Here is a 24,761-nt window from a genome sequence, read left to right as displayed (position 1 = left end):
TCGACAGGTCCTCCGACCTTGTGGGCTGGAAAGGTGATCAACGCGCCGCGGAACCCCGCACCCACGGGAAGGACCTGATGAAGCGAAACAGATCACGGCTCGCCTTGCTGTGCGCCGCTGCCATGCTCGTGGCAGCCGGCCCGGCGGTGGCGGCCCCAGACGAGGGGATGCGCCTGTACGAGGTGCACGCTCCTCTCGGCGCCGAGCAGGCGCTGTTCGCCGGCGGCTTCGACGTGATGGAGCACCGCGACGGCGACAGCCTGTACGTGCTGGGCGATGCGGGGACCGAGGCCGCGCTCAAGCGCGCCGGGTTCTCTCCCACCGGTGAGCAGGTGCTGCCGGAGCCGGCCGGTGGGGTCTCGGCCACCGCCGACACCTTCTACGGCGGGTACCGCACTGTCGACGCCCACTACCGGCACCTCGACCAGGTCGCGAGCGAGCATCCCGGACTCGCCACCGTCGTCGACTACGGCGACTCGTGGCTCAAGACGCAGAACCGCGGCGGCCACGACCTGAAAGCCATCTGCATCACCCGCAAGAACCAGGGTGACTGCGCTCTCACGCCCACCGCGCCCAAGCCGCGCTTCTTCGTCATGGGCCAGCTGCACTCCCGCGAGCTGACCACCGGCGAGATGGCGTGGCGCTGGATCGACCACCTGGTCGGCGGCACCGACCCGCAGGTCTCGGCCATGCTGGACACCACCGAGTTCTGGGTCGTGCCGATCGCCAACCCCGACGGCGTCGACAAGGTCGTGAGCGGCGGCGACTCCCCGGTGTCGCACCGCAAGAACGGCAACGACACCAACCACCAGGGCACCTCCTGCGGCACGGTGTCGCAGTCGCACTGGGGTGTCGACCTCAACCGCAACACCAGCTCGAACTGGGGCACTCTGAACGCCTCCGACCGGCAGTGCGACCAGACCTACCACGGCACCGAGCCCGACTCGGAGCCGGAAACCCGTGCGCTGCAGTCGTTGTGGCGTTCGCTCTACCCGGACCGCCGCGCGGCCGAGCCCGGTGCGCCCGCGCCCGGCGACACCTCGGGCATCGTGCTGTCGCTGCACAGCTACGGCAACTACGTGCTGTTCCCGTGGACCGGCGGCGACATCGACCGGCGGTCCGGCAACGACGCCCCGTTGCGCGACCTCGCCCAGGACCTGGCCGAGATGGCGGGCACCGGCTGGCAGTACGGGCAGTCCGGTCAGGTGCTCTACTCGGCGTCGGGCACCACGGACGACTGGGTGTACGACGAGCTCGGCGTGGCCTCCTTCGTGTGGGAGATGGGTTCCGGCCCCGAGGAGACCTGCGGCGGCTTCTTCCCCGCCTACTCGTGCCAGGCGGACTTCTTCTGGCCCAAGGCGTTGCCCATGCTGACGCACACGGCCCGCAACGCCGCCGCGCCCTACGCGCCGGTGCCCGCGCCGACGACGGAGTGCACGGTCCGCGACGACACCGACGTCCCGATCATCACCCGCACGCCGCCGGTCGTCAGGGAGATCACGGTGAGCGGCTGCGAGGGCAGCCCGCGGACCAACGCCCGCCTGGAGGCGCAGTTCAAGAACCTGCCGTCGTCGATCATGTCGCTGGACCTCGTCGCCCCGGACGGCACGACGTACAAGCTGCAGGCCAACCGCACGTCCACGGGGCCGACCCCGTTCAGCTCGATCGAGGTCGACCTGTCCCGCGAGTCGCGCAACGGCAAGTGGCAGCTGCGCATCCACGAGGTCATCTGGTTCGGAACCGGTGACCTCGACTGGTGGCGCCTGACCCTGTGACACGCCGGTCGCCGCCGGCCGTCAGGGCCGGCGGCGATCACGTTTCACGGCTGGGCGCCGGGCCCCCGGGAGGCCCTCGCCAGGCCACACGTGGCTCGCGATCCAGGCGATCAGCATGAGATAGGCGATCGAGAAGACGAACGTGCACAGCCAGCCGATGAAGACCTGGCTCTGCGACCGCACATCCGGCTGCAACGGCCTGTTGTGCCGCATGGCGTGGACGGCGTACTGCTTGCCGATGTCCTCGGGTGCGAGCCACCCCGTGACGTCCGACGTGTACGTCTCTCCGCTCGAACTGATCCTGACTTCGAGCTCACACTCGTGGTAGTAGCCGAAACCGCGCCACGCCACCGGACCGCGGCGCTCACAGGACTTCACCGTGGCCACGAGCCTCGCTTCCGCCAGGTCTCCTGGTTCGACCTGGTTGTAGAAGTGGTTGAAGATCGTGGCGGCGAGCAGGTAGCCGATCAGCGGGACGACGAGGGCGACGAGAACGCGCCGGAGAACGTTCACCTGCCCTGTTTCTCCTTCTCGGCTTCTTCCGCTTTCAGCTCGCGCCAGTCCTTCCAGCCCCGGTTGTCCACGATCTTGGCGCCCTCTTTGCGGAACTCCTCCACCATCGCGGGACCGATGTCCTTCGGGAGTCCGGTGACGCCGTCGACGACGACCTTCTTCGCACCCGCTCCGGCATCCCGCAGCATGGCGCCGACGGTGAAGTCCTGCGCCTTCCGCGCGAGGTCCGCCTTCGCTGCCTGCTTCAGCACGGTCACGAAGTCGTCGCCGCGCTTGGCCAGGTTGACGCTCGCGTTGGCCAGCACGTCGTCGAGCTTCTTGAACAGGCCACCGGCCTTGCCGAACGCCTTGGTGAGCTTGCGGCACCACTCGATGCACTTCTGCGCGTAGCGCACCGCCACCGGCACACCCTCGGCCACGGCGCCCGCGATGCCCGCGCCCAGCGCCGCCATCGCGGGCGCCCAGCGGAGGCAGATGCTGACCAGCTTGCCGATCGCCTCGGTGATCAGGTCGCGCACGATGTCGCGGACGACCTTGAGGATCGTCTTGCAGATCGTGATGAGGATCGACATCCCCCGCGCCGCGGTACCGACGGCGCCGTAGGTGTCCGCGCGGTCGGCACCGAACTCGCGGTACCTCGCGGAGTCCTGGCCCGCCCACTGCCCGGCGTCCTTGTCGACGGCGTTCTTGAGGTCGGTGGAGATCTCGTCCAGGTAGCTCGACACCGAGGACCACGTCTGCGCCATGCCGTCGAGGGTCTGCTGGTCGCCCGTGAGCCAGTCGAGCGGTTCCCTGAGGAAGCTGACGTGCTCGAACATCCAGCCGAACCCCGCGCTGACCAGGTACGCCAGCGGGTCGGTCAGCATCTTGCCGACGTCCCCGGCGGCGCTCGCGAGGTTGAGCAGCCCTTCCGCCCAGTTGCCGTCCGCGAAGCCGGTCACGGCTTCGCGGACGTCGTGGAAGAGGCCGGCCCCCTCCGTCGCCGGTGCGTCGTCGCCCGTGCGGACCAGGGGGTTCTTGACCGGCGCGGGCCCGATGCTCGGCGTGCTCACGAGTCACCCGTTCCGAAGCGACCGGCCTGCTCGTCCTCGTTGTTCGCGACGTCCTCCCGCCACGCCTTGACCCGCCTGTGGTGGTCGAGCGCGGCCTCGGCGGCGTCGTGGAGGGTGTTCATGGCCATGTGCTGCGCGGCGGAGCAGAGAGCCGCGAGCGGCATGCCGAGCAGGCCGAACGCCTCGGGGTTCGACGCCGCGCCGCCCGCACCGATGGCGGTGCCGATGCGGCCGCCGATCTCGTCGACGCGCTTGGCGTGGGCATCCATCTCGGCGAGGTCGATGCGGTAGTTCATCGCAGGATGCTCCCGCCACCGAAGTCGTCGTCGTCCTCTGCCGGGCGACGCCGCAGCGGGCTCGGCGGGGGCGGTGGCGGAGGCGGCGCGTCGTCCTCGATGGCACCCAGCCGGGGCTCCGTCGGACCCCAGCCGCCGGCGCCGGACCCGTACGTCTGAGGCGATGGCTGTGCGCTGCGCAGCTTCGCCATCATCAGGTGCATGGTCTCGGAGTCCTCGCCCACCAGGGGCGCCATCGACTCCTGCACCACGGTCGCGATGCGACCTTGCGCGGCTTGCAGCGTGCGCATGATGTCCTGGGCGACGGCCGCGCTGTCCTTGCGCTGCAACGCTTGCCCGAGCTCCAACCCGACGAGGTTGCCCGCGTCGTTGACGGTCACCGCGATCTGCCCGTCCGGACTGCGTTCGGTGACCTGCAACCGCGCGAGGTTCTCACGGATGGCGTCGCTCTTGGCCTGCGCCTGCGCCAGCTTGCCCTCGAACTGGCTGAGCAGCTGGTCAGGATCCATCACGTGGTTCCCCCGGGGACGTACATGCACAACGTGACGAACCATAACGGATCGTGATGCACCATACAGCCGATTCCAATACACCCGATAGGCTCATGGCGAGAAGCTGGAGCGCGCTGGTGTTACGAAGCCGCCATGCCTGGCGATAGGGCTTGCGACACCACAGCCGGTCAGGGGGAACAAGTTCGATGAAGGCGCTGTTCCGCGAGGTCAACTACCAGTTATCCAAGTTGCTCGCGGAGATCGAGGACGGCGACATCGGACTGCCCGAGATCCAGCGGCCTTTCGTGTGGTCTCGCACGAAGGTGCGGGACCTGTTCGACTCCATGTACCGGGGATTCCCGGTCGGGTACTTCCTGTTCTGGGAGAACCCCGCGGTGCCCACCGGCACCAGGCAGATCGGCACCAACGACAAGCAACAGGTCGCACGAAGGCTGATCGTGGACGGGCAACAACGCCTGACCTCGCTCTACTCGGTGATCAGGAACCGTCCGGTCGTCGACAACGAGTACCGGCAAATGCACCTGGCAATCGCTTTCCGGCCACGCGACCAGCGCTTCGCCGTGCCGGACGCGGCAATCCAGCAGGACCCCGAGTACATCAGTGATGTGTCGCAGCTGTGGTCCGGGCCCAAGTCCAGGCACCGGTTCCAGACCGAGTTCATCGAACGCCTGCGCGCCAACCGGGGTGTCAGCCACGACGAGGAAGACCGGATCATCGAGGCCATCGACCGCCTCTACGACCTCCGTGACTACCCGTTCACGGCGCTCGAGCTGTCGGCCAACGCCACCGAAGAGGAAGTCGCCGACATCTTCGTTCGAATCAACTCCGAGGGCGTCGAGCTCAAGCAGGCCGACTTCATCCTCACCCTGATGTCGGTGCACTGGGACGCCGGTCGCCGTGAGCTGGAGGCGTTCTGCCGGGCAGCCAAGTTCCCGAGCACCGACAAGCGGACGCCCTACAACCACTTCATCGAACCGAGCCCTGACGAGCTGCTGCGCGTCACGGTCGGACTCGGGCTGCGACGAGCGAGGTTGCAGGCCGTTTACTCGGTGTTGCGGGGCAAAGACGCGGAGACCGGGAAGCTGTCCGAGGAGGCTCGCCTGCGTCAGTTCGAGGTGCTGCGCGAGGCGCAGAACTTCGCCTTGGACCTCGACAACTGGCACGACTTCCTCGGAGCGCTGCGGCTGGCGGGCTACCGCAGCCGTTCGATGGTCACGTCCAGGTTCACCATCGTGTTCTCGTACGTGACCTTCCTGGTCGGCCGGCGGGACTTCGGCTTGAGCGCGCACGAACTTCGTCCCGTCATCGCCCGCTGGTTCTTCATGTGCACGATCACGGGCCGCTACACAGGCTCGTCCGAGAGCCGGATGGAACAGGATCTCCGCCGGTTCGCCGAGGCCAAGACCGGCGCGGAGTTCATCGGCGTGCTCGACGCGGTGATCGCCACCCAGCTGACGAACGACTTCTGGGAGGTGGCACTGCCCGACCTGCTCTCCACCTCCGCCGGCTACTCGCCCAGCCTTTTCGCGTACCACGCGGCACTGGTCTTGTTGGACGCCGACGTCCTGTTCGCACCCCTCAAAGTCGCCGAGGTGCTGGATCCGGCGTCGGGTTACAAAGGCGCGGCTGACCGATACCAGCTCTTCCGCCGGAAGTACCTCGAGTCGGAGGGCATCAAGACCGTGAGCCGCCAGAACCAACTGGCGAACTACGCGATGCTCCAGTGGCCGGGCAAGAAACCCACTCACGAGTCTCCTGTTGAGTACTTCCCCAAGCTGTGGGAGACCTACGTCCCCGCCGAACAACGTGATCGCACACGATTCCTGCACGCATTGCCGGAAGGATGGGAGCAGCTCGGATACGACGAGTTCCTCGAACGCCGGCGCAAGCACATCGCAACGGTCATCAAGACTGCTTTCGACAAGCTGCGGACGGGCACGGCGGCGGTCCCCGGAACCGTCAACAAACCTGTGTGGACGGGCCCCAGCGTGAAAGACCTTCTTCTCACCGAGGAGTCCGCGGAGGTCGAGTTCAAGCAGACGGGTGTGGGCAAGCACGCGCAGTCCGGCAAGTCGCATTACCCCAGCGACGCAGTGACCAAGAGCGTCGCCGCTTTCCTGAACAGTAGCTCGGGCGGAACGCTGGGCATCGGCATCTCGGACGACAAGAAGATCGTCGGACTGGACACCGACTTCCAGGTCAGCGGCATGGACATCGACAAGTACGTCAACGCGATCACCTCGGGCCTGATGAGCGCTTGTGGAGACAGCCCCATCACTCTGCACGTCAGGGCAAGAGCCGAGCAGACGGACGGGAAGTGGGTCGTCCTGATCGACGTGCATCCGTCGTCGAAGCCCGTGTTCACCCGCACGAGCAAAAGCGAAGAGGTGTTCTTCGTCCGCGCGAACAACACGACCAGGCAGCTGAGCATCGCCCAGGCGCACGATTACATCACAACCCGGTGGCCCTCTTAGTCGCCGAAAAGGCGGATTAGCCGCTGCTTGTCCGTCGTGTAACACCTGGCGTGCCATCAACGACCAGGTCATTGAGTGATGCACAGGTCAGCCCGGGGATTGCACGATACTCGTGAGTGGCTTCGTGCATCAGGCAGTAGCATCGCCGGCACTGCCGTGCAAAGCACTTCGGGGAGATCAACGTGGTATCAGCGGACCGGCCAGGACCACCCAAGCCCGGCCCGCCGCCCGCCCAGCGACGGTGGTTCCAGGAGCGGGTCTCGCCCTATCCCTGGGAGCAGGACGGTCTCGACCAGGTCAAGCGGCTCATGCCCAACGCCGAACCGCATCGCGCGTGGGCGACGTTCTCCTTCACCGCGGCTTCCGGCCGGATCAACGAGTGCGACCTGCTCATCGCGGTGCCCGGTGGGCTGTACCTGGTCGAGCTGAAAGGACACCCCGGCAAGGTCGTCAACAACGGCGACACCTGGAGCTTCCGCACAGAGGGAACCCACCGTCTCCGGACGCTGTCCAACCCGCTGCACCTCACCGACCTCAAGTCGAAGGAACTGAAGTCCCGGCTCGAGTGGGCTGCGAAGCAGCTGAACATCAAAGGCCGGGTCCCCCGGGTCGAACCTGTGGTCTTCCTGTCGGCTCCTGACCTGGAGTCGTCCCTCGACGAGGTGCAAAGCACGCGCGTGTACGCACGCGACGACCACGAGAGCGGGTTGCCGTGGATCTGGCGTGACCTGCTCAGCCGGCCACCTCACCGTGAGTCACAGCGAGTCACGGCCGACTTCTCCCGCAGGCTGCCCGACCTGCTCAAGAAGATCGGCATCCGGGTCTCCACCGCCCACCTGAGGTTCGGCGACGACTGGAGCCTCACGCCCGACCCCCTGGACGCCGGACCGACGTGGGAGGACCGGCTCGCCGAGCGGCGCGGCATGGTGCGGGAGGAAGGCCGGGTGCGGGTCTACCTCACCGCCCAGCAGGCCACCGAAGAGGCCAGGCAGTCGGTCGAACGCGCGGCCCGGCGCGAGTACCAGGTGCTGCAGGGCATCACGCACCGCGGCATCGCCCAGGCTCTGGAGATCCGCGAGCACCAGGGCGGGCCCGCGATCCGCTTCCGGCACCGGGCCAAGGACCTCCGGCTCGACTCGTATCTCGCTCTGCACGGCGAGTCGCTGACGCCGGAAACACGCCTGGACATGGTCCGCCAGCTCGCCGAAGCGGTGCGGTATGCCCACAGCCGCTCGCTCTACCACCGTGCACTCGCCGCTCGATCGGTGTACGTGTCCGCGAAGGACGACGGCTCCTCCCCCGTCCTGCAGATCATCGACTGGCAGAGCGCGGCCAGGGACTTCGACACGACCGGTCTGGGCTCGATCCTGACGTCGACCGGCGGCAAGCACGTCGCGGACGTCGCAGGCGTCTACCTCGCTCCCGAGTTCGACACGCCGTACGCCGATCCGGTGGATCTCGACGTCTTCGGCCTGGGTGCGCTCGCGTACCTCATCGTCACCGGCCAGCCACCGGCGACCGCACGCAGCGGCCTGGTCGAACGCCTGACGGCCGAGAGCGGGCTGCATCCGTACGCGGTGTCGGACAGCGTGCCCGACGTGCTGGACGACCTCGTCTACCGAGCCACCAGGGCCGACGTCGCGGACCGGCTGGACTCGGCCGACGCGTTCCTGGACGGTCTCGACCGCGTCGAGCAGGACTCTCCCGCACCGGAGACGAACTCCCAGGTCGTCGATCCGCTGGAAGCCGTCCCAGGTCAGCGCATCGACGGCGACTGGGCGGTCGAGCGAGTGCTGGGCACCGGCGCGACCGCCAAAGCCCTTCTCGTGGTCCGCTCGACAGACCTCGATGACGACGAACCACGCACCGAGAAGCGCGTCATCAAGATCGCACTGGACGAGGAGAAGGCAGAACGGCTCCAGAACGAGGCGCGTGCTCTGGAACTGGTCGGCGGTGGCGTCGTCGTACGCCTGCTGGGTGGACCGCGCACGCTTGGTGACCGCACTGTCCTCGACCTCGAGTACGCCGGTGACCGCTCGCTCGGTGCCCGGCTGCGTGCCGAGGGGCGCCTGACCTATCACGAGCTCGAGCGGTTCGGGGGTGACCTCTTCACCGCCCTGGACCAGCTCGCTGCCAAAGGCGTGCGGCACCGCGACCTCAAACCGGACAACTTCGGCGTTTTCCAGCGCGCCGACCGGTCGTGGCAGCTGATGCTCTTCGACTTCTCCCTGCACAACATCTCGGAACGAGTGGTCGAAGCCGGCACGACGGGTTACCTGGACCCGTTCCTCGGCACGGCCCGCCGCCCGGTGTTCGACGACCACGCCGAGCTGTACGCGGCGGCGGTCACTCTCCACGAGATGGCCTCCACGCAACGTCCGGTGTGGGGCGACGGGATGACCGACCCGCGCACCACCACCGACGAGACTCCCGCCATCGCAACCGACCTGTTCGAGGTCGCGCTGCAGGACGGCCTCACGGAGTTCTTCCTGCGCGCGTTCCACCGGGACGTCGACAAGCGGTTCGACACCCTGCGTCAGATGCAGGACGCCTGGCGCGCGATCTTCACCAAGGCCGACGCGGCGAGCCCCGCGACGACACCCGAGACGGTGGACATCGCCACCGATTCGGTGGACGAAGTCAGGGACGCGCACGCTCTCGCCGCAGACTTGAAGACCCCGCTCGATGCCGCCGGGCTTTCCCCTCGCGCGGTGTCCGTCGCGCAGGCGTTCGGCGCGACCACCGTGGGAGCGCTCCTCGACGTTCCTTTGCACCAGATCGCGAAGGCCCGCGGCGCTGGTGCGGTCATCCGCAAGGAGCTCAACCGGAGGCACAAGCAGTGGACGGCCGCGTTGCGCCGCCCTGCAGGGCAGGCTCCGCGCCGATCGGCCAAGGACCCGCTGCGAAGCGATGAGTTCTCGGAAGGCAGCCTCCTCACCATCGACGAGATGGCTGGTCTGCTGGCCCCGCCAGCAGGTCGCAAGGGGTCGTCGAAGTCGGATGTGCTGCGCCTGACGCTCGGACTTCCGGACGCTTCCGGTGTTCCTGCTCCCTGGCCTACCCAGGCTGAGGTGGCGAAACTTGTCGGCATCGCCCAGACGGGCGTATCCCGGCACCAGTCGGCGGCTGTCAAAGAATGGGCAGCTCAGTCCTGGCTTCGCGCGGTCCGCGAGGAGCTCGTGGAGACCGTCACGACTGCCGGCCGAGTGATGACAGCACTCGAGCTCGCCGCGGCCGTGCGCGCGCGGCATGGCGCAGCCAACGACACGCCGGAGCGCACCATCGCGAAGGCGCTCGCCGTGGTCCGTGCCGCCGTCGAGGCGGAAATCTGGAGCGGACTGCACTCGGCCGAGGAGGACGAGGGACCACGTCTGGTGGTCTTGCGTCGCGGCTCACGCGTGCTGGTGGCGTGCGAGTCGCTGATCGGCACAGAGGACCCGAGCGGCCCCGAACTGGCGGAGTACGCGACCGCCCTGGGCAAGCGCGCCGACGAGCTGGTCCAGCAAGATCCACTGCCAGGACGCGGCGTGGTGCTGCGTGAGCTGCGCGCCGTCAACCCACCGGAAGGCATGGCCCTGCTCGCCGACACCCGCCTGGTCAGCCTGGCCGCGGCGGTCTCGCAGAACGCGGCGGACTCACCCAGGCTCGAGCTGTACCCACGCGACCTGGAGCTGTCGAAGGCTCTGCGCATCGCACAGGCCGGCGCCGGCGTCCGCCGAGAGACCGGCATCTCCGTGGCCGACTTGATGAGCAGGGTCCGAGCCCGTTTCCCGGAACTGGTGGTTCCGGATCCGCCCACGCACGTCCAGGTCGCCGAGGCGCTGCACGCCGCAGGTTTCCCGCTGGAGTTCGACACCGCGACCAAGAAGTTCCGCCCGCCCGCACCAGACGCCGCCAGGCTGAGTTCGTCGACCGGCACGTCGGTGAGCGCCCACCAGCGCCTGCTCGCCACCGGCCACGACCCGTTCGCCCTGACCGAAGCCAAGCTGGCGGCGGCCGCGGACCGCGGTGGCTTCCTCGCACTGACGCTCCGCGGCAGCCACCTGCCCGGCGCCGCCGAGGCGATCGCACGCACCCACCCGGTGCGGCCGGTGGATCTCAACCAGGAGTTCCTGCGGGAGTTCCGTGCTTTGGTGGAGGAACGCGGCCAGGACTGGGGCAAGGTCCTCGGCGTGGACGCGCGGTTCACCGAGTCCGGCCAGATGTCCCCCGGCCTGGCGTCGTACGTCCGCGCCGCGTGGAAACGCGTCGAGGAGCGTCTGCTCGACTCCGGCAACGCCGTGCTGTTCGTGCACGACGCCGGCCTGCTGGCCAGATACTTCGACGAGGGCGGTCACGATCTGCTGACGAAGCTGCAGAACGCGGCCAGGAGGTCGACCGATGCGCCTCGCGGCCTGTGGCTGCTGTGTCCGGGCGAGTCTGCCGTTGACGGCGTCTCGCTCGACGGCCGGACCGTTGAGGTGCTGGGTGACTCCGAGCGTGTTGTGCTGACTGGCACCTATTTGGCTGAGCTTCGCGGTAGCGCGGCCTGAGTGAGCTTTGTGATGACTTCGATGGAGGGAAACGCAGCGTTGGCGACTCGACTGAACCAGGCCGAGCTGGTGAAGGAACTGCGCAAGCAGGTCACCATCCTGGAAGACGACCTGCGCATCCGCAGTGACGAGGTCGAGGAGTTCGCCAAGGCTCTTCGCGCTGAGTACGACGAGGCTTTTGAGGCTCGGCGCACTGCGGCCACTTATGGGGCTTGGCGGGATGAGCGGGTTACGCAGGTTGCTGCTGCGTGGGTTCTCGGGACAGTGTTCGTGCGGTTCTGCGAAGACAACGGGCTGATCGAGTGGCCGTTCCTGGCTGGGCCTGGGGAGCGGCTGGTTGATGCCGAGGAGCGGCACGAGGCGTTCTTCAAGGCGAATCCGCAGCTCAACGACCGTGACTGGATCGTGGAGGCCTTTGACCACCTCGCGTCCACGCATCCGACTGTGGCTGGGATGTTCGACAAGCGGTACAACCCGTTGTGGGAGATCACTCCGTCGTTCGAGGCGGCTACGGCGCTGATCACGTTCTGGCGGCGGCGCGGCGATGACGGTGAGGTTCGGTTCAACTTCACCGACCCTGAATGGGATACGCGGTTCCTTGGTGACCTGTACCAGGACCTGTCCGAGCACGCTCGCAAGACCTACGCCCTGCTGCAGACTCCGGAGTTCGTCGAGGAATTCATCCTCGATCTCACGCTGGAACCTGCGGTCGAGGAGTTCGGACTCACCGGGCTGCGCACCATCGACCCGGCCTGTGGCTCCGGGCACTTCCTGCTCGGGATCTTCACCCGGCTGTACAGCAAGTGGCATGCTGCCGAACCAGGAACCGATGACTGGACATTGATCCGCCGCTCACTGGAGTCAGTGCATGGTTGCGACAAGAACCCGTTCGCAGCCTCAATCGCCCGGTTTCGACTTCTGATTGCGGCCCTGCGCGTTGGCGGAAAACCCCAACTACGGAAGGCCGCCAACTTTCCGATCAATATCGCAGTAGGCGACTCGCTCATGCACGGCGCAGGAATTAAAAACGAGCAAATCAACCTACTCGAATTCACCAAAGAACACATTTATCGAACCGAAGATGTCAGCGAGTTCATCAACTCATGCGAACTGCTGAAGACTTCCAGCTACCATGCAGTTGTCGGGAACCCGCCTTATATCACGGCCAAGGATAAGCAGGAGAACGAAAACTACCGCGAGCGCTTCAGTGCCTGCGCGGGAACATACGCACTTTCAGTTCCGTTCGCGCAACGCCTATTCCAACTGGCTATCCGCAGGCACGGTTCAGATCGAAACGCAGGATTCGTCGGACAGGTCACCGCAAACTCGTTCATGAAGCGCGAGTTCGGCAAGAAGCTGATTGAGAAATTTTTTCCAACTGTCCATCTTACGCATGTCATCGACACGTCAGGCGCCTACATCCCAGGTCATGGCACACCAACCGTAATCCTTGTCGGGCGAAACCACATCAGTCGACCATCAGAGCAAGTTCGAGCCGTCCTGGGCGTCCGCGGAGAACCTTCACAACCAGCAAATCCGAGCAAGGGACTCGTCTGGACGGCGATCGCCTCCCAGACCAGCCGAGCAGGCAGCGAGTCCGAGTGGATCAGCGTGGAGGACGTCGAGCGCGCTTCCATTGCAACACATCCCTGGTCACTAAGCGGCGGAGGCGCAGGAGCCCTCCAAGCACAAATAGAAGCTTCAGGAACAGGCCGACTCGGCGATCAAGCGAGCATTGGCTTCGGCGCCGTAACACGCGCAGACGATGCCTACGCGCTTGGCAATGATACCCTGCGCCGAAAGAGCGTAGATCTCCAGCGACCAATGGTTGACGGAGAATCAGTCCGAGATTGGCGGACAGCCAATGCACTGACATTCCTTTGGCCATACGATCCCGAAGATCCCTCACTCACAGCAAAGATCACACCAGAGATCGAACGCCTACTGTGGCCGAACCGAACAATTCTACGAGAGCGAAGCGCGTACGGCCAGACACAGTTGGAACGCGGACTCAAGTGGTACGAGTACTCCATGTTCTTTTGGCGCCGATACGGCGGTCTCACCATTTCATTTGCCTGCGTCGCTACACACAATCACTTTATTCTCGATCGCGGCGGAAAGGTATTTAATCGACACGCACCGGTCATCAAGCTTCCCGAGGGCGCGAGCGAAGATGTTCACTTGGCCTTGCTTGGTGTATTGAACTCATCCATGGCGTGCTTCTGGCTCAAGCAGGTCTGCCACGGCAAGGGAAACGGTGGCGTCAACGAAGGTTACCGAGGAGATGACTGGGAGGAGTTCTATGAGTTCACGGGAACTAAGTTGCAGGAGTTCCCGCTTCCCCCGAGCCTGCCGCTGCCTCTTGGCCGTGAGATGGATAAATTGGCGCAACAACTCTCCCGATTGGAGCCATCTGAAACAGCTTACGCAGCAGCCCCTGTCCCGGACGCGCTTAAAAAGGCACGCGGCGAACACCGCCACATGCGTGCACGGATGATCACTCTTCAGGAAGAACTCGACTGGCAGGTCTACGGCTCGTATGGCCTGCTCAGCGAGAAGGAGACCGCCCAGCTCAAAGCATCTGACACCGACGCGGTGCCGGAAATCAAACTCGGCGAGCGAGCCTTCGAGATCGTCCTAGCCAGGAAAGTCGCCGCAGGAGAAGCCGAAACAGCCTGGTTCACGCGCCACGGCTCCACCCCGATCACCGAGATCCCGACCCACTGGCCAGACTGGTACCGCGACATCGTCCAGGCCAGAATCGACGTGATCGAAAAGCGCCGGGATATCGCCCTGATCGAACGCCCGGAGTGCAAGCGCCGCTGGGCCACAGTCCCCTGGGAAAAACGAGAAGCCGAAGCCCTGCGCAACTGGCTGCTGGACCGCTGCGAAAACCCAGACATCTGGTTCGCCCTACGCGACGGCATGAAGCAGCCGAGGGCGCTCACCGTGAACCAGCTGGCCGACAAGTTCCGCGACGACGCAGACATGCAGTCGGTCGCGCAGCTGTACGCCACCGACCACCTGGGCAAGCGCGACCTCACCCTCGCCCAGGTGCTGGAGCAGGTTGTGGCCGACCAACACGTCCCCTACCTGGCTGCACTGCGCTACAAGGACTCCGGCCTGCGCAAGCGCGCCGAGTGGGAGCACGTCTGGGAGCTGCAGCGCGAGGAAGACCGCACCGGCCAACGGCTCGACATCCCGGTGCCGCCCAAGTACGGCTCCGGTGACTTCCGCAAGACCAGCTACTGGTCCCAGCGCGGCAAGCTCGACGTGCCCAAGGAACGCTTCATCTCCTACCCCGACGCCAGCCCCGACTCCGACCCGACGCTGCTGCTCGGCTGGGCCGGGTGGGACCACAAGGACCAAGCGCAGGCGATCGTCAACACCGTCAACGACCGTGTCGAGCAGTCCGGGTGGGGCGCAGACAAGCTCACGCCGCTGCTCGCCGGTCTTCAGGAACTGATGCCCTGGGTGAAGCAGTGGCACAGCGAGTACGACGATGAGTGGGGCGGGAGCCCGGCCGAGGAGTACGAGGCTTACCTCAATGCGCAGCGGGCGACTCACCAGCTGAGCGAGGACGATCTGCGCAAGTGGCGACCTGCTGCATCGACGCGTGGCCGGCGAGCGGCGAAGAAGGGCTGATCGGCAGTGAGCACGACAGAGATGTTCCTCCGGGACGTCATCAACATCCCCGAGTCGGTGCACGCCGGCGACTTCAAGGTCGAGCTGTCCGGTGGCTTCACCGACACCGACGCCCGCGTCGCCGAGTACGTGGTCACCGATCAGCTCCAGGCCGCGTTCGCCAAGGCGCTGTCGATCGTCCGGGCCGCGGTCCGGGACGGCAGTTCGCATGCCGCTTATCTGCACGGGTCGTTCGGTTCTGGTAAGAGCCACTTCCTGACGGTGCTGCACGCCGTGCTGAACAACGAGCCGACGGCACGTGCCAAGCCCGGTCTGCAGCCGGTCATCGCCGAGCACGACGAGTGGTTGCGCGGCAAGAAGTTCATGATGGTGCCGTACCACCTCGTCGGTGCTGCGGACATCGACTCCGCGATCCTCGGCGGCTATGTCTCTGCGGTGCGCAGGTTGCACCCCAACGAGAAGACGCCGCCGGTGTACCGTGCGGACGCGATGCTGGACGACGCGCGGCGGCAGCGCGACTTCCTTGGCGATGACGCCAAGTTCGCCCAGTGGTTGGACAGCGGCAACAGCCATGCCGACGGTTCCAGCAGCTCTGATGACGACCTCGACGTCATCGATGCGGAAGCCGTGTCCAGTTGGACCACGTCCAAGCTCGACCAGGCATTTGCCGCAGCCGCGGGTGATCCGGTGCGTGGCGCGCTCGTCTCTGCGCTGTTGTCGGGGCCGATGGCGTCCTACGTGCGCGGCGCCAGTGGTGACCGGGACGCGTTCATCCCGCTGGAGAACGGTCTCGCGGTCGTCAGCCAGCATGCGAAAGAGCTCGGCTACGACGGGCTTGTGCTGTTCCTGGACGAGCTGATCCTGTGGCTGCAGGCCCACATGTCGGACCAGCAGTTCGTCAACAACCAGGTCAGCAAGCTGGTGAAGCTGATCGAGTCCGGTGACGCCAACCGTGTGCTGCCGATCGTCTCGTTCATCTCACGTCAGCGCGACCTCTCGAAGCTGGTCGGTGAGGACGTCACCGGTGCCGACGTGAAGAACCTGGAGGCGCAGGTCGAGTACCTCGCCGGCCGGTTCGACGTCGTCAACCTGGAAGACCGCAACCTCATCCCCATCATCAAGGAGCGTGTGCTCAAGCCGAAGCCCGAGGCCCAGGCCGCGCTCAACGACGCGTTCGCCGGGATCGAGTCGGCCAACGCGATGTCGCGGGACGTGCTGCTCGACTCAGGCGGAGCTACGGGTGCGACGTGGTCGGACTTCCGTGACGTGTATCCGTTGTCCCCTGCATTGCTGAACGTGTTGGTCGCTCTTTCCGGTGCGTTGCAGAGGGAACGCACGGGTCTGAAGCTCCTGCAGGAGATGTTGCGCCGTCGACGCGCTGACATGAAGCTGGGTGAACTGATTCCCCTGGGCGACCTGTGGGACGTGCTGTCGGACGGTACCGGCGAGGCGTTCACCGATCGGCTTCGCCGGGAAGCCGAGGCGGCACAGCGGTTCCACTCCAAGGTGCGCGCATATCTGCTGGAGAAGTACGGCAGCGAGACCGACCAGCGGTACATCGCGGACGACCGGCTGGTCAAGACGCTGCTGCTCTCATCTCTCACGTCAGAGGTGCCGGCACTGGCCAGGCTGACGGGTGCACGTCTGGCCGCGCTCAACCACGGCTCCATCCGCTCCCGCACCGTCGCGCCGGGCAACGTGGTCGTGAGCCGTCTCCGCGAACTGCAGGCCGAGTTCGGCGAGTTGCGTGCCGAAGGCGACGAAGACCCGGTGTTCGCGCTGCACCTGTCCGATCTGGACATCGAGCCGTTGCTGGACGCGGTCGGCGAGCAGGACCGGGTCGGTGCCCGCCGCGTCTGGGTGCGGGACCAGCTGTGGAAGGCGTTGGGGGTCAAGGACTCCGGCGAGTTCGTCTCCGAGCGGGAGGTGATCTGGCGAGGTACCCGCCGCACCGCCGAGTTCATCTTCGCCAACGTCCGCGACAGCCAGGAGCTGGTCGACGCCCAGTTCAGCCCCAGCGTGGACGGGCGGGTGCGGTTCATCCTCGACTACCCGTTCGACGCGCCGAACCACCACCCGAGCGACGACGCCGGGCGCGTCACCCGGCTGGTGCGTTCGGGCACCGAGGCGGCGACGGTCATCTGGCTGCCGCACTTCATGTCCGCGCAGAAGTCCGGGCAGCTGGGCCGCCTCCTCAAGATCAGCTACTTGCTGGAACGCGACAGGCTCGAGGACCACGCCGTTCACCTGTCCGCCGATGACCGTGTCCGCGTCCGGCACCAGCTCCAGGCCCAGAGGGACAACCTGACCTCGCAGCTCACGGCAGCGCTGCAACAGCTCTACGGCATCTCTCACGCCGAGGAGAGCACGATCGGCTCGGACGTCGGCGAGCAGGGGCACGTGATGACGCTCCTGCCCGCCCACAAACCGCGGCTCCACGGGGGTGCCGGGTTCGAGTACAACCTGCTCGAGCTCGCTGACGGGATGTTCGACGTCCTCTATCCCAAGCACCCCGATTTCGACCCGTCGCACAACCGCAAGCCGGTGACGGTGAGCGAGCTGCGCACGGTCTACGGCTGGATCGTGCGGGCGTGGGAGGGCGGACGGCGCGTCGTGGTCGACCGCAACCAGCTCGCGCTGGTCAAGCGGATCGTGCACCCGCTGGAGCTGGGCGAGGTGAGCGATGGGCCGCTGAACCTGTCCAACGAGTGGCGACGCCGTATCGAGCAGTACGCCGCGCAGCAGGAAGTGACAGGTGACCACGCTGTCGAGGACATCCGCCGGTGGATTGCCGGGCTCGGTTACACGGGGCTCGACAAGCCCGTCGCCAACCTGGTCATCGCCACCTATGCGCTGATCTCCGATCGCGCGTGGATGTTCAACGGCGGGCCGGCCGAGGCACCTGACCTGGACAAGGTCGGGCCTGGTTACGCACTGCGTGCGCAGGAGCTGCCCTCGGCCGAGGAGTTCGCGGCCGCGCGTGACCGAGCGGCCGCGTTGTTCGGCGTCCACACGCCGGACCTGTTGTTCGCCCGCAACGTCAACAAGCTTGCGGCAGAGGTGCGAGCGAAGGCCACGGAACTCGAGTCCGCGGTGAACGGCCTGCATGCTTCGCTTCAGAAGCATGCGTCGGCGTTGGGGATCTCAGCGCAGGAGGGCCGGGCGAAGACAGCTCGCGATGCTGCGGACTTGTTGGCTCGGCTGTCCGGTGCGCACGACGCGACCCCGTTGCTGCGGCAGCTCGTGAATGCGAACTACGACGCTTCCGACCAGGTGATCGGTGCTTCGATCACCTCCGCACCGTCCGTGCTCGCGGCCCTCGACTCCGTCGACTGGTCCCTGCTGGACTCCGTGCACGGGCTGGTCGGTCGCGGGGACGTGGGTGACCAGGCGGAGCGGCTGGTCGCCGACGTGCGGCAAGCCGCGGCGGACGACGAGTTCACCCGGGCTCTCGTCCCCGTGCTGGGGTCGGTCCGCCAGCGGGCTGTCGCACTGATCAACGAAGTCGCACGGAGGGCAGCGGCCGACAAGGCCGTCTCCGCGAGTGGGCCGGCTCAGGCCGCCCCGGTGGCAGGCCCGGCCGACGTGAGTCTGACGGGCCACGGCAACCCGCCTGTGTCCAGGACACCGCCGGCAGAACCGCAATCCGCCCCGTCCGGTCCCACCCGCGCCGCACGGGTCGTGCGGTCCAGCGAGGTGGAGCAGGAGCTCGCCGGGCTCATCGCGGACATGCAGAAGGAGATCCGCACCTACGCGAGTCGGCACCCCGGTGAGAAGATCGAGATCATGTGGCGTGTGGTGTCCGAGGAGAACGGATCCTGATGGGTGCTGTTCCTGAGGTGAACCGGCGGATCCTCGAGGCGTTGCTCGAGGCCAGGCTGCCTGGCGCGAAAGACCGCCGTCTGGTGCTCGTGCACGGTCGTTACGACCGGTCGTCGCCGAGTGAGTTCACCGTGCGGATCAGCGGCAAGTCCCGACGGGTCGCGGTGACCGACCAACCGTCCGTGCTCGGCATCGTCGATGCGTGGCGTGCACATCGGTCGGCGACTTCGGACACCGACGACGTGCTCGTCGTGACGACCAGCGTCGAGGACGCCCAGCTGGGCTGGGATCTCCGAGGACACGCGCTCGGCCGTGCCACCTGCACGGTCGACCGGGTGGAGATCGTGAAGCAGCGGTTCGGCGCGGTGGACGTGGACCCGCGCATCCGCCGCGAGCGTTGGCTCGTCGACGCTCTTCTCGACGCGGAGCCTGCCAGTGGGTGGCGCCGCTCGGGTCAGGTCTTGACCAGGGACGCCGCGGTGCGTGCCTTGATCGGCGCGCGGCTCGGCAGTGGAGATCTCGCTGAGGGAACTCTCGACGCCAGCAGCCTGTTGACGTGGTCTCGCAGCGTGGCGGGATCGGCATTCGCCTCCCTGCCTCGGTCCGAACAGGCCGGGCTGACGTCGTGGCTCACGGAGAAAGTCGGTGGAGCCGCGGTCGTGCTGATGTCCCTCGCCTCGGAGGGACGCGCTCAAGACGCCATGGCTCTGGGAGTCCTCGCCTCTGCCATCACGGCGCCTGATGCCTCCACGCAGACGGCTCTCGAGATCGGTCGCTTGCTCGGTCAGGTGCGTCCTCGCGGCAATGAGCTGACGGCCTTCGTCGATGCGGTCGAGGGAACTCTCGACCGCTGGGCGATCGAGGCGGCGAGTGGTGCCGCGCATGCCGCGATGGCCCGCCAGCAGGTTCTGGACGTCATCCGCCAAGCGGACGACCTGGCCGTCAGCGCCGACCTCACCGACGCCTTGGTCGGCAACCGCTTCTTGACGAGCAGTTTCAGCGCGCGGCTGCGCGTGCTCACGGCCGCGCTCGCCCGTGGTCGGCTGGAAGCTGCGGAAGCCGCCTTGGGCGGCGTCGAAGAGCATGCGCTTGCTCGCCTGTTCCCGGAGCGCGCCACAGCCGCGGCGACTGCTGTTCGCCTCGCCCGATGGCTTGCTGAGCCCGAGGAAGTGGTCGACTCCGTCGCTTCGGGGGTGCGTGCTCATCTCGCGGACTGGGGCTGGGTGGACCGGGCACTCGCGTTGTTGTGGGCTGGTGACTCGGTGCACGATCCAGTGGTCGGGCAGGCATACCGGTCGCTGTATGACGCTGTTCGTGCCCGTCGTGACAGGCTGGACGAGCAGTTCGCGAAACACCTCACAGTGTGGACCCAGAGCGCTTCCACTCACGCTCCGGGCGGATGCCTGCTCATCGAGGACGTTCTCGAACGAGTCGCATTGCCCCTGTCAGGTGCCGCGCACGCACCTCTGGTCATCGTGCTGGACGGCATGAGCAGCGCTGTCGCCACCGAGTTCGGCGAACAGCTGGCCGGTCGAGGCTGGAGCGAAGCGTCGCCACGGGTTGGAGAACGCACGTCGGCTGTCTCGGCCGTTCCCTCCGTTACTCGTGTCAGTCGAGCCTGTCTGCTCACCGGAGGACTCTCCAGTGGCGATCAGGCCACCGAGAGGAACGGTTTCGAGTCGTTCTGGCGCAAGCACCGCAAGAACGCCCTTCTGCTCCACAAAGGCGACATCGCAGGTCATGCCGGGCAACGGTTGGCGGAGCCGCTGATCGCTTCGCTGGCTGGGGATGACGTCGTCGCCGTCGTGCTCAACACCATCGACGACGCTCTGGATCACGGCCGTGAAGGCGACCGCACGGGATGGCGGCTCACCGACATCACCTATCTTGCCGAACTGCTGGACGCTGCCCGTGCCTACGCGCGTCCCGTCGTGCTCGTGTCAGACCACGGACATGTCCTCGACAGGACCCCTGCCGGTTCAGGCCCGGTTCCCGCGTCCGGAGTGCAGTCCGCACGATGGCGGACCGGCACACCGGAAGCCGGGGAAATCGCGCTGACGGGTCCGCGCGTGTTGGATGGCGCCGGCAGCGTCGTCGTCCCCTGGCGTGAGGACATCCACTACACGCCGCGAAAGGCCGGATACCACGGTGGCGCCGCACTCGCCGAGATGACGGTGCCTGTGCTGGTCTTCCTGCCCTCCGCGGATCTTTTGCCGTCCGGATGGCATCTGTTGTCACCTGAGATGGTGACGCCGACGTGGTGGCGCAGCACCACGGTGCGTGTCAAGCCTGTCCCCGGGCGCAAGAACCAGAAGCCGGAAAGCCGCAAGGAGGCGAAGGCCGCGGAACAGTCGGCACCACTTTTCACCGTCGAAGAGGCACTACCTGCCACGCCGACTCTGGGAGCATCAGTCGTCGCGTCGAAAATCTACGACGCGCAGAAGGCGTTTGTGCCGAAGGCTCCGAAGAAGCCGGAGGTCGCCGCCGTGATCGACAAACTGAGCGCAGCCGGCGGCCGGTGCTCACTCGCCGAGGCCGCCACAGCGGCCGGACGGGCTGGACGCAACCCGGAGTTCCTCGTCAGCATCCTGCAGCGGCTGCTGAACGTCGAGGGATACCCGGTGTTGTCCTCTGTGGATGGAGGGCGGACTCTGGAGCTCAACCTGCAGTTGCTGCGTGAACAGTTCAACGTGGAGAAGCCGTGACCGGGCCCGTCAGCGAGGCACGCCGCCGCGAGGTGATCGCAGCCCTGCGGCGTGGCACGGTGCCGCAGGCCGGTCTCGACCTCTTCGCAGTGGGGCTCGACCGTTTCGCACCTGCGATGGACGAGGACCTGGCAACGGTTGCCAAGGGCGGTGCGGCTTTTCACGCTGTCCGGGGCGAGTACGGGTCAGGTAAGACGTTCTTCTCTCGCTGGCTCTCCGAGAAAGCGAAACGGTCCGGGCTCGCCACCTCGGAGGTGCAGATCTCGGAGACCGAGACCCCACTGCACCGGTTGGAGACGGTGTACCGCAGGCTGACCGAGCGGTTGAGCACAGCCACGCATCGGCCCAGCGCACTCGGTCCCGTGGTCGACTCGTGGTTCTACACGCTCGAAGAAGAGGTGCTGGACGCGGGAGAGGTCGACGAAGACGACGACACCGCCCTCTCGGCCGCTGTCGATGTGTTGCTGGAGCAGCGGCTGGCCGAGGTGGCCCGCACCACCCCGGCCTTCGCGGCCGCTCTGCGCGGTTACCGACAAGCACGTGTCAACGGCGACCCAGCCACAGCGGAGGCACTGATCGCCTGGTTGGGCGGCCAGAAGTCGGTGGCCGCCTCCGCGCGTCGTACCGCGGGTGTGCGAGGCGATCTGGACCACTTCGCCGCACTGGGCTTCCTCCAGGGGCTGCTCACCGTGTTGCGCGACTGTGGCCATCCGGGCCTCCTGCTCGTCCTCGACGAGATCGAGACACTCCAGCGTGTTCGAGGGGACGTGCGGGAGAAGGGCCTGAACGCCCTTCGCCAGCTGCTCGACGAGATCGACGCGGGTCGTTTCCCCGGTCTCTTCCTCGTCATCACAGGGACACCCGCGTTCTTCGACGGACAGCAAGGCGTACAGCGGTTGCCTCCTCTGGCACAGCGCTTGGCCACCGACTTCACCACAGACCCACGATTCGACTCGCCCAGAGCCGTCCAGCTCCGGCTACCAGGTTTCGACCTCGACCGGCTGACAGAGCTCGGGCGCGCTGTGCGTGACCTCTACGCCGGTGTGGCTCGCAACGCGGGTCGGATCACTTCTACCGTCGATGACGCTTATCTCGGTGTTCTGGCGGCTGCTGTGACTGGTGAGCTGGGTGGCCGGGTCGGTGTCGCGCCCCGGGTGTTCCTGCGCAAGCTCGTGGCCGAAGTGCTGGATCGCGTTGACGAGCATCCTGATTTCGACCCGCGCGTTCACTACGCTTTGACGGTCACCTCCGCTGAGCTGAACGAGGTCGAGAGGAACGCCTCTGCCAGCGCTGGCGATGTCGAGCTGGATCTGCCGTGAACACCGGACTCGACGAGCTGAACCCCGTTCTGGTGCACCACATCGTCAACACGCTCGGATGGAGGTCGTTGCGGCCGCTGCAGGCCGAAGCAATCCGGCCCTTGATGGCGGGCAATGACGCAGTCCTGCTCGCCCCCACTGCGGGAGGAAAGACCGAGGCCGCTTGCTTTCCATTGCTGAGCGCGATGGAACAGCACAAGTGGACGGGTCTTTCGGTGATCTACGTCTGCCCGATCAAGGCACTGCTGAACAACCTGCTTCCACGACTGGAGTCCTACACGTCCTGGCTCGGCCGAAGGGTCGCGCTTTGGCACGGTGACACCACCCAGGCCGCCCGCCAGCGCATTCTGCGTGATCCGCCGGACATCCTGCTCACCACACCCGAGTCGCTGGAAGCAATGCTCGTCAGTGTGAAGGTGGAGCAGCAGCACCTGTTCGCTTCGTTGCGGACCATCGTCGTCGATGAGGTTCACGCGTTCGCCGGCGACGATCGGGGCTGGCATCTGCTTGCTGTCCTCGAACGGCTGACCAACGTAGCGGGCAGAGAAATCCAACGCGTCGGCCTGTCTGCAACCGTAGGCAACCCTCATGACTTGCTTCGCTGGCTACAAGGCTCAAGCAGGGGTTCACGAGCGGCTGAGGTGATCGCCCCGGAAGTGGTCGCCGCTCCAGCCCCTCCCGTGGCGACGGTCGACATCGAGATGGACTACGTCGGTTCGGTGTTCAACGCCGCAACGGTCATCTCGACCCTGCACCGCGGAGAGAAACGCCTGGTTTTCTGTGATTCCCGCCAGCTCGTGGAAGAGCTTGGTGCCGCTTTGCGCGATCTGAACGTGACTACGTTCTTGTCGCACGCGTCGCTGTCGGTTGACGAACGACGCCGAGCGGAGCTCGCGTTCGCAGAGGCGCGTGACTGCGTGATCGTCTCGACCAGCACGCTCGAGCTCGGTATCGACGTGGGCGACCTCGACAGGGTCATCCAGATCAATGCACCAAGTTCCGTCGCATCGTTCCTCCAGCGACTCGGGCGTACCGGCCGCAGGCCGGGTACCACTCGCAACTGCCTGTTCCTCGCCATCCAGCGTCACGAGGTGCCCTGGACGGCGGCACTGCTCCTGTTGTGGAGCCGCGGGTTCGTCGAGCCGGTGACCGCGCCGCCGCAACCACGACACATCGTGGCTCAGCAGCTGCTGGCGCTTGCCCTGCAGGAGAACCGAATCGGCTCTCGGCTGTGGGCCGAGGGCTGGAACGGCCTGGCACCGTTCGACCACAGCGCGACGCCGATCTTGAAATACCTGGTGGAGAACGGTTTCCTTGATCAGGACGGTGAGCTGCTGTTCATCGGTCCTGCTGCCGAGCAGAAGTTCGGCAGGCGGCACTTCATGGACATGACAGCGGTGTTCACCGCTCCGCCGCAGTTCACCGTCCTGCACGGACGCCGCGAGATCGGCCGCACCGATCCTGCTCTGCTGACCGAGAAGGTCGACGGACCGCGGCTGCTCCTGCTGGCAGGCCGCAGTTGGAAAGTCGGTTGGATCGACTGGAAACGGCGCCGTTGTTTTGTCGAAGAAGCGGAGCACGGTGGTAAGGCACGGTGGCACACGCCTGGCACCGGTGCGGCCTCGTTCGAGCTGACACGTGCCGTCCGCGAGGTTCTGCTGGGCGCTGATCCACCGGTGAAGCTGACCCGGCGGGCGTTGAGCGCGTTGAGCGACGAGCGCGAAGAGGCGGAAGCGCATGTGCACCCCGGCGGAACGCTGGTCACGAGAAGCAGCACCGATGTTCGATGGTGGACGTGGGCGGGATATCGCGCGAATGCCACCCTCGCCTCCACGCTGTCGGAACTAACCGACGAGAAGCAGCGAGTCGATGACGTGTCGATCCGCCTGCGCACGGATCTGACTCGTGAGATGTGGCGAGCGGCGACAAGTGATGCGGTTGCACGTCTCGTCCTGCCCGACGTTGACGAGAGGGCTCTGACAGGGCTGAAGTTCAACGAGGCGCTGCCACGGCATCTGGCTATGGCCACGCTGGCATCACGCCTCGCTGATCTCGAAGGGGCTCAACGAACGCTGGAAGAGCCGATCCGTTTCAACGTCGTCGAACGTCGTTGATC

Annotated in this window: 12 protein-coding genes; 8 read left to right on the top strand and 4 right to left on the bottom strand. The window is 66.3% G+C overall.

Features of this window, described 5'->3' with window-relative positions; genetic code table 11:
* Nucleotides 1–77: 77 nt before the first annotated feature.
* Entirely contained in the window at nt 78–1,775 is a 1,698-nt protein-coding gene (locus BLT23_RS12430; protein WP_090048727.1) for a M14 family zinc carboxypeptidase, read from the top strand.
* 21 nt (nt 1,776–1,796) lie between these two features.
* Here BLT23_RS12430 and BLT23_RS12425 read toward each other — a convergent pair whose 3' ends face one another.
* Genes BLT23_RS12425 through BLT23_RS12410 form a run of 4 tightly spaced genes read right to left on the bottom strand, consistent with a single transcriptional unit; the run spans nt 1,797 to nt 4,145 of the window.
* Entirely contained in the window at nt 1,797–2,288 is a 492-nt protein-coding gene (locus tag BLT23_RS12425; RefSeq protein ID WP_090048725.1) for a DUF6346 domain-containing protein, read from the bottom strand.
* Nucleotides 2,285–3,340, bottom strand: a complete 1,056-nt coding sequence (locus tag BLT23_RS12420; protein ID WP_090048724.1) for a hypothetical protein — start codon at nt 3,338–3,340, stop codon at nt 2,285–2,287. The genes BLT23_RS12425 and BLT23_RS12420 overlap by 4 nt, the downstream gene beginning before the upstream one ends.
* The gene (locus BLT23_RS12415; RefSeq protein WP_090048722.1) at nt 3,337–3,636 is read right to left on the bottom strand and encodes a hypothetical protein; all 300 of its coding nucleotides are present in this window, start codon (nt 3,634–3,636) and stop codon (nt 3,337–3,339) included. The genes BLT23_RS12420 and BLT23_RS12415 overlap by 4 nt, the downstream gene beginning before the upstream one ends.
* Nucleotides 3,633–4,145 (bottom strand): YbaB/EbfC family nucleoid-associated protein, encoded by a 513-nt coding sequence (locus BLT23_RS12410; RefSeq protein WP_176946713.1) that lies wholly within the window; start codon nt 4,143–4,145, stop codon nt 3,633–3,635. The genes BLT23_RS12415 and BLT23_RS12410 overlap by 4 nt, the downstream gene beginning before the upstream one ends.
* Before the next feature lie 188 nt (nt 4,146–4,333).
* On the opposite strand from BLT23_RS12410, the gene BLT23_RS12405 reads away from it, so the two are divergent.
* The 7 genes from BLT23_RS12405 to BLT23_RS12375 all read left to right on the top strand — a co-directional run bounded on the left by BLT23_RS12405 (nt 4,334) and on the right by BLT23_RS12375 (nt 24,759).
* Complete coding sequence (locus BLT23_RS12405) at nt 4,334–6,622, top strand: GmrSD restriction endonuclease domain-containing protein (RefSeq protein WP_090048718.1); 2,289 nt, start codon at nt 4,334–4,336, stop codon at nt 6,620–6,622.
* 182 nt (nt 6,623–6,804) lie between these two features.
* Nucleotides 6,805–11,154 carry a BREX system serine/threonine kinase PglW gene (gene pglW / locus BLT23_RS12400; RefSeq protein WP_090048716.1) on the top strand — a complete coding sequence of 1,450 codons (4,350 nt, stop codon included), beginning with the start codon at nt 6,805–6,807 and terminating at the stop codon, nt 11,152–11,154.
* Nucleotides 11,155–11,175: 21 nt separating this feature from the next.
* Nucleotides 11,176–14,799: a BREX-2 system adenine-specific DNA-methyltransferase PglX gene (gene pglX / locus BLT23_RS12395; RefSeq protein WP_176946745.1), complete on the top strand. Its 3,624-nt coding sequence runs from the start codon at nt 11,176–11,178 to the stop codon at nt 14,797–14,799.
* Nucleotides 14,800–14,805: 6 nt separating this feature from the next.
* Nucleotides 14,806–18,621, top strand: coding sequence for a BREX-2 system ATPase PglY family protein (locus tag BLT23_RS12390; RefSeq protein ID WP_090048714.1), 3,816 nt, complete (start codon nt 14,806–14,808; stop codon nt 18,619–18,621).
* Nucleotides 18,621–21,326 carry a BREX-2 system phosphatase PglZ gene (gene pglZ / locus BLT23_RS12385; RefSeq protein ID WP_090048712.1) on the top strand — a complete coding sequence of 902 codons (2,706 nt, stop codon included), beginning with the start codon at nt 18,621–18,623 and terminating at the stop codon, nt 21,324–21,326. Before BLT23_RS12390 ends, pglZ begins: the two co-directional genes overlap by 1 nt.
* A complete protein-coding gene (gene brxD / locus BLT23_RS12380) occupies nt 21,323–22,645 on the top strand; it encodes a BREX system ATP-binding protein BrxD (RefSeq protein ID WP_090048711.1) in 1,323 nt (440 codons plus the stop codon). The genes pglZ and brxD overlap by 4 nt, the downstream gene beginning before the upstream one ends.
* Complete coding sequence (locus BLT23_RS12375; protein ID WP_090048709.1) at nt 22,642–24,759, top strand: DEAD/DEAH box helicase; 2,118 nt, start codon at nt 22,642–22,644, stop codon at nt 24,757–24,759. The genes brxD and BLT23_RS12375 overlap by 4 nt, the downstream gene beginning before the upstream one ends.
* Nucleotides 24,760–24,761 lie beyond the last annotated feature (2 nt).

The sequence above is a fragment of the Lentzea fradiae genome (assembly GCF_900100955.1).
Classification (GTDB): domain Bacteria; phylum Actinomycetota; class Actinomycetes; order Mycobacteriales; family Pseudonocardiaceae; genus Lentzea; species Lentzea fradiae.
The sequence above is the reverse complement of the archived record's forward strand: the minus strand, read 5'-3'. Positions and strand labels throughout refer to the sequence as shown.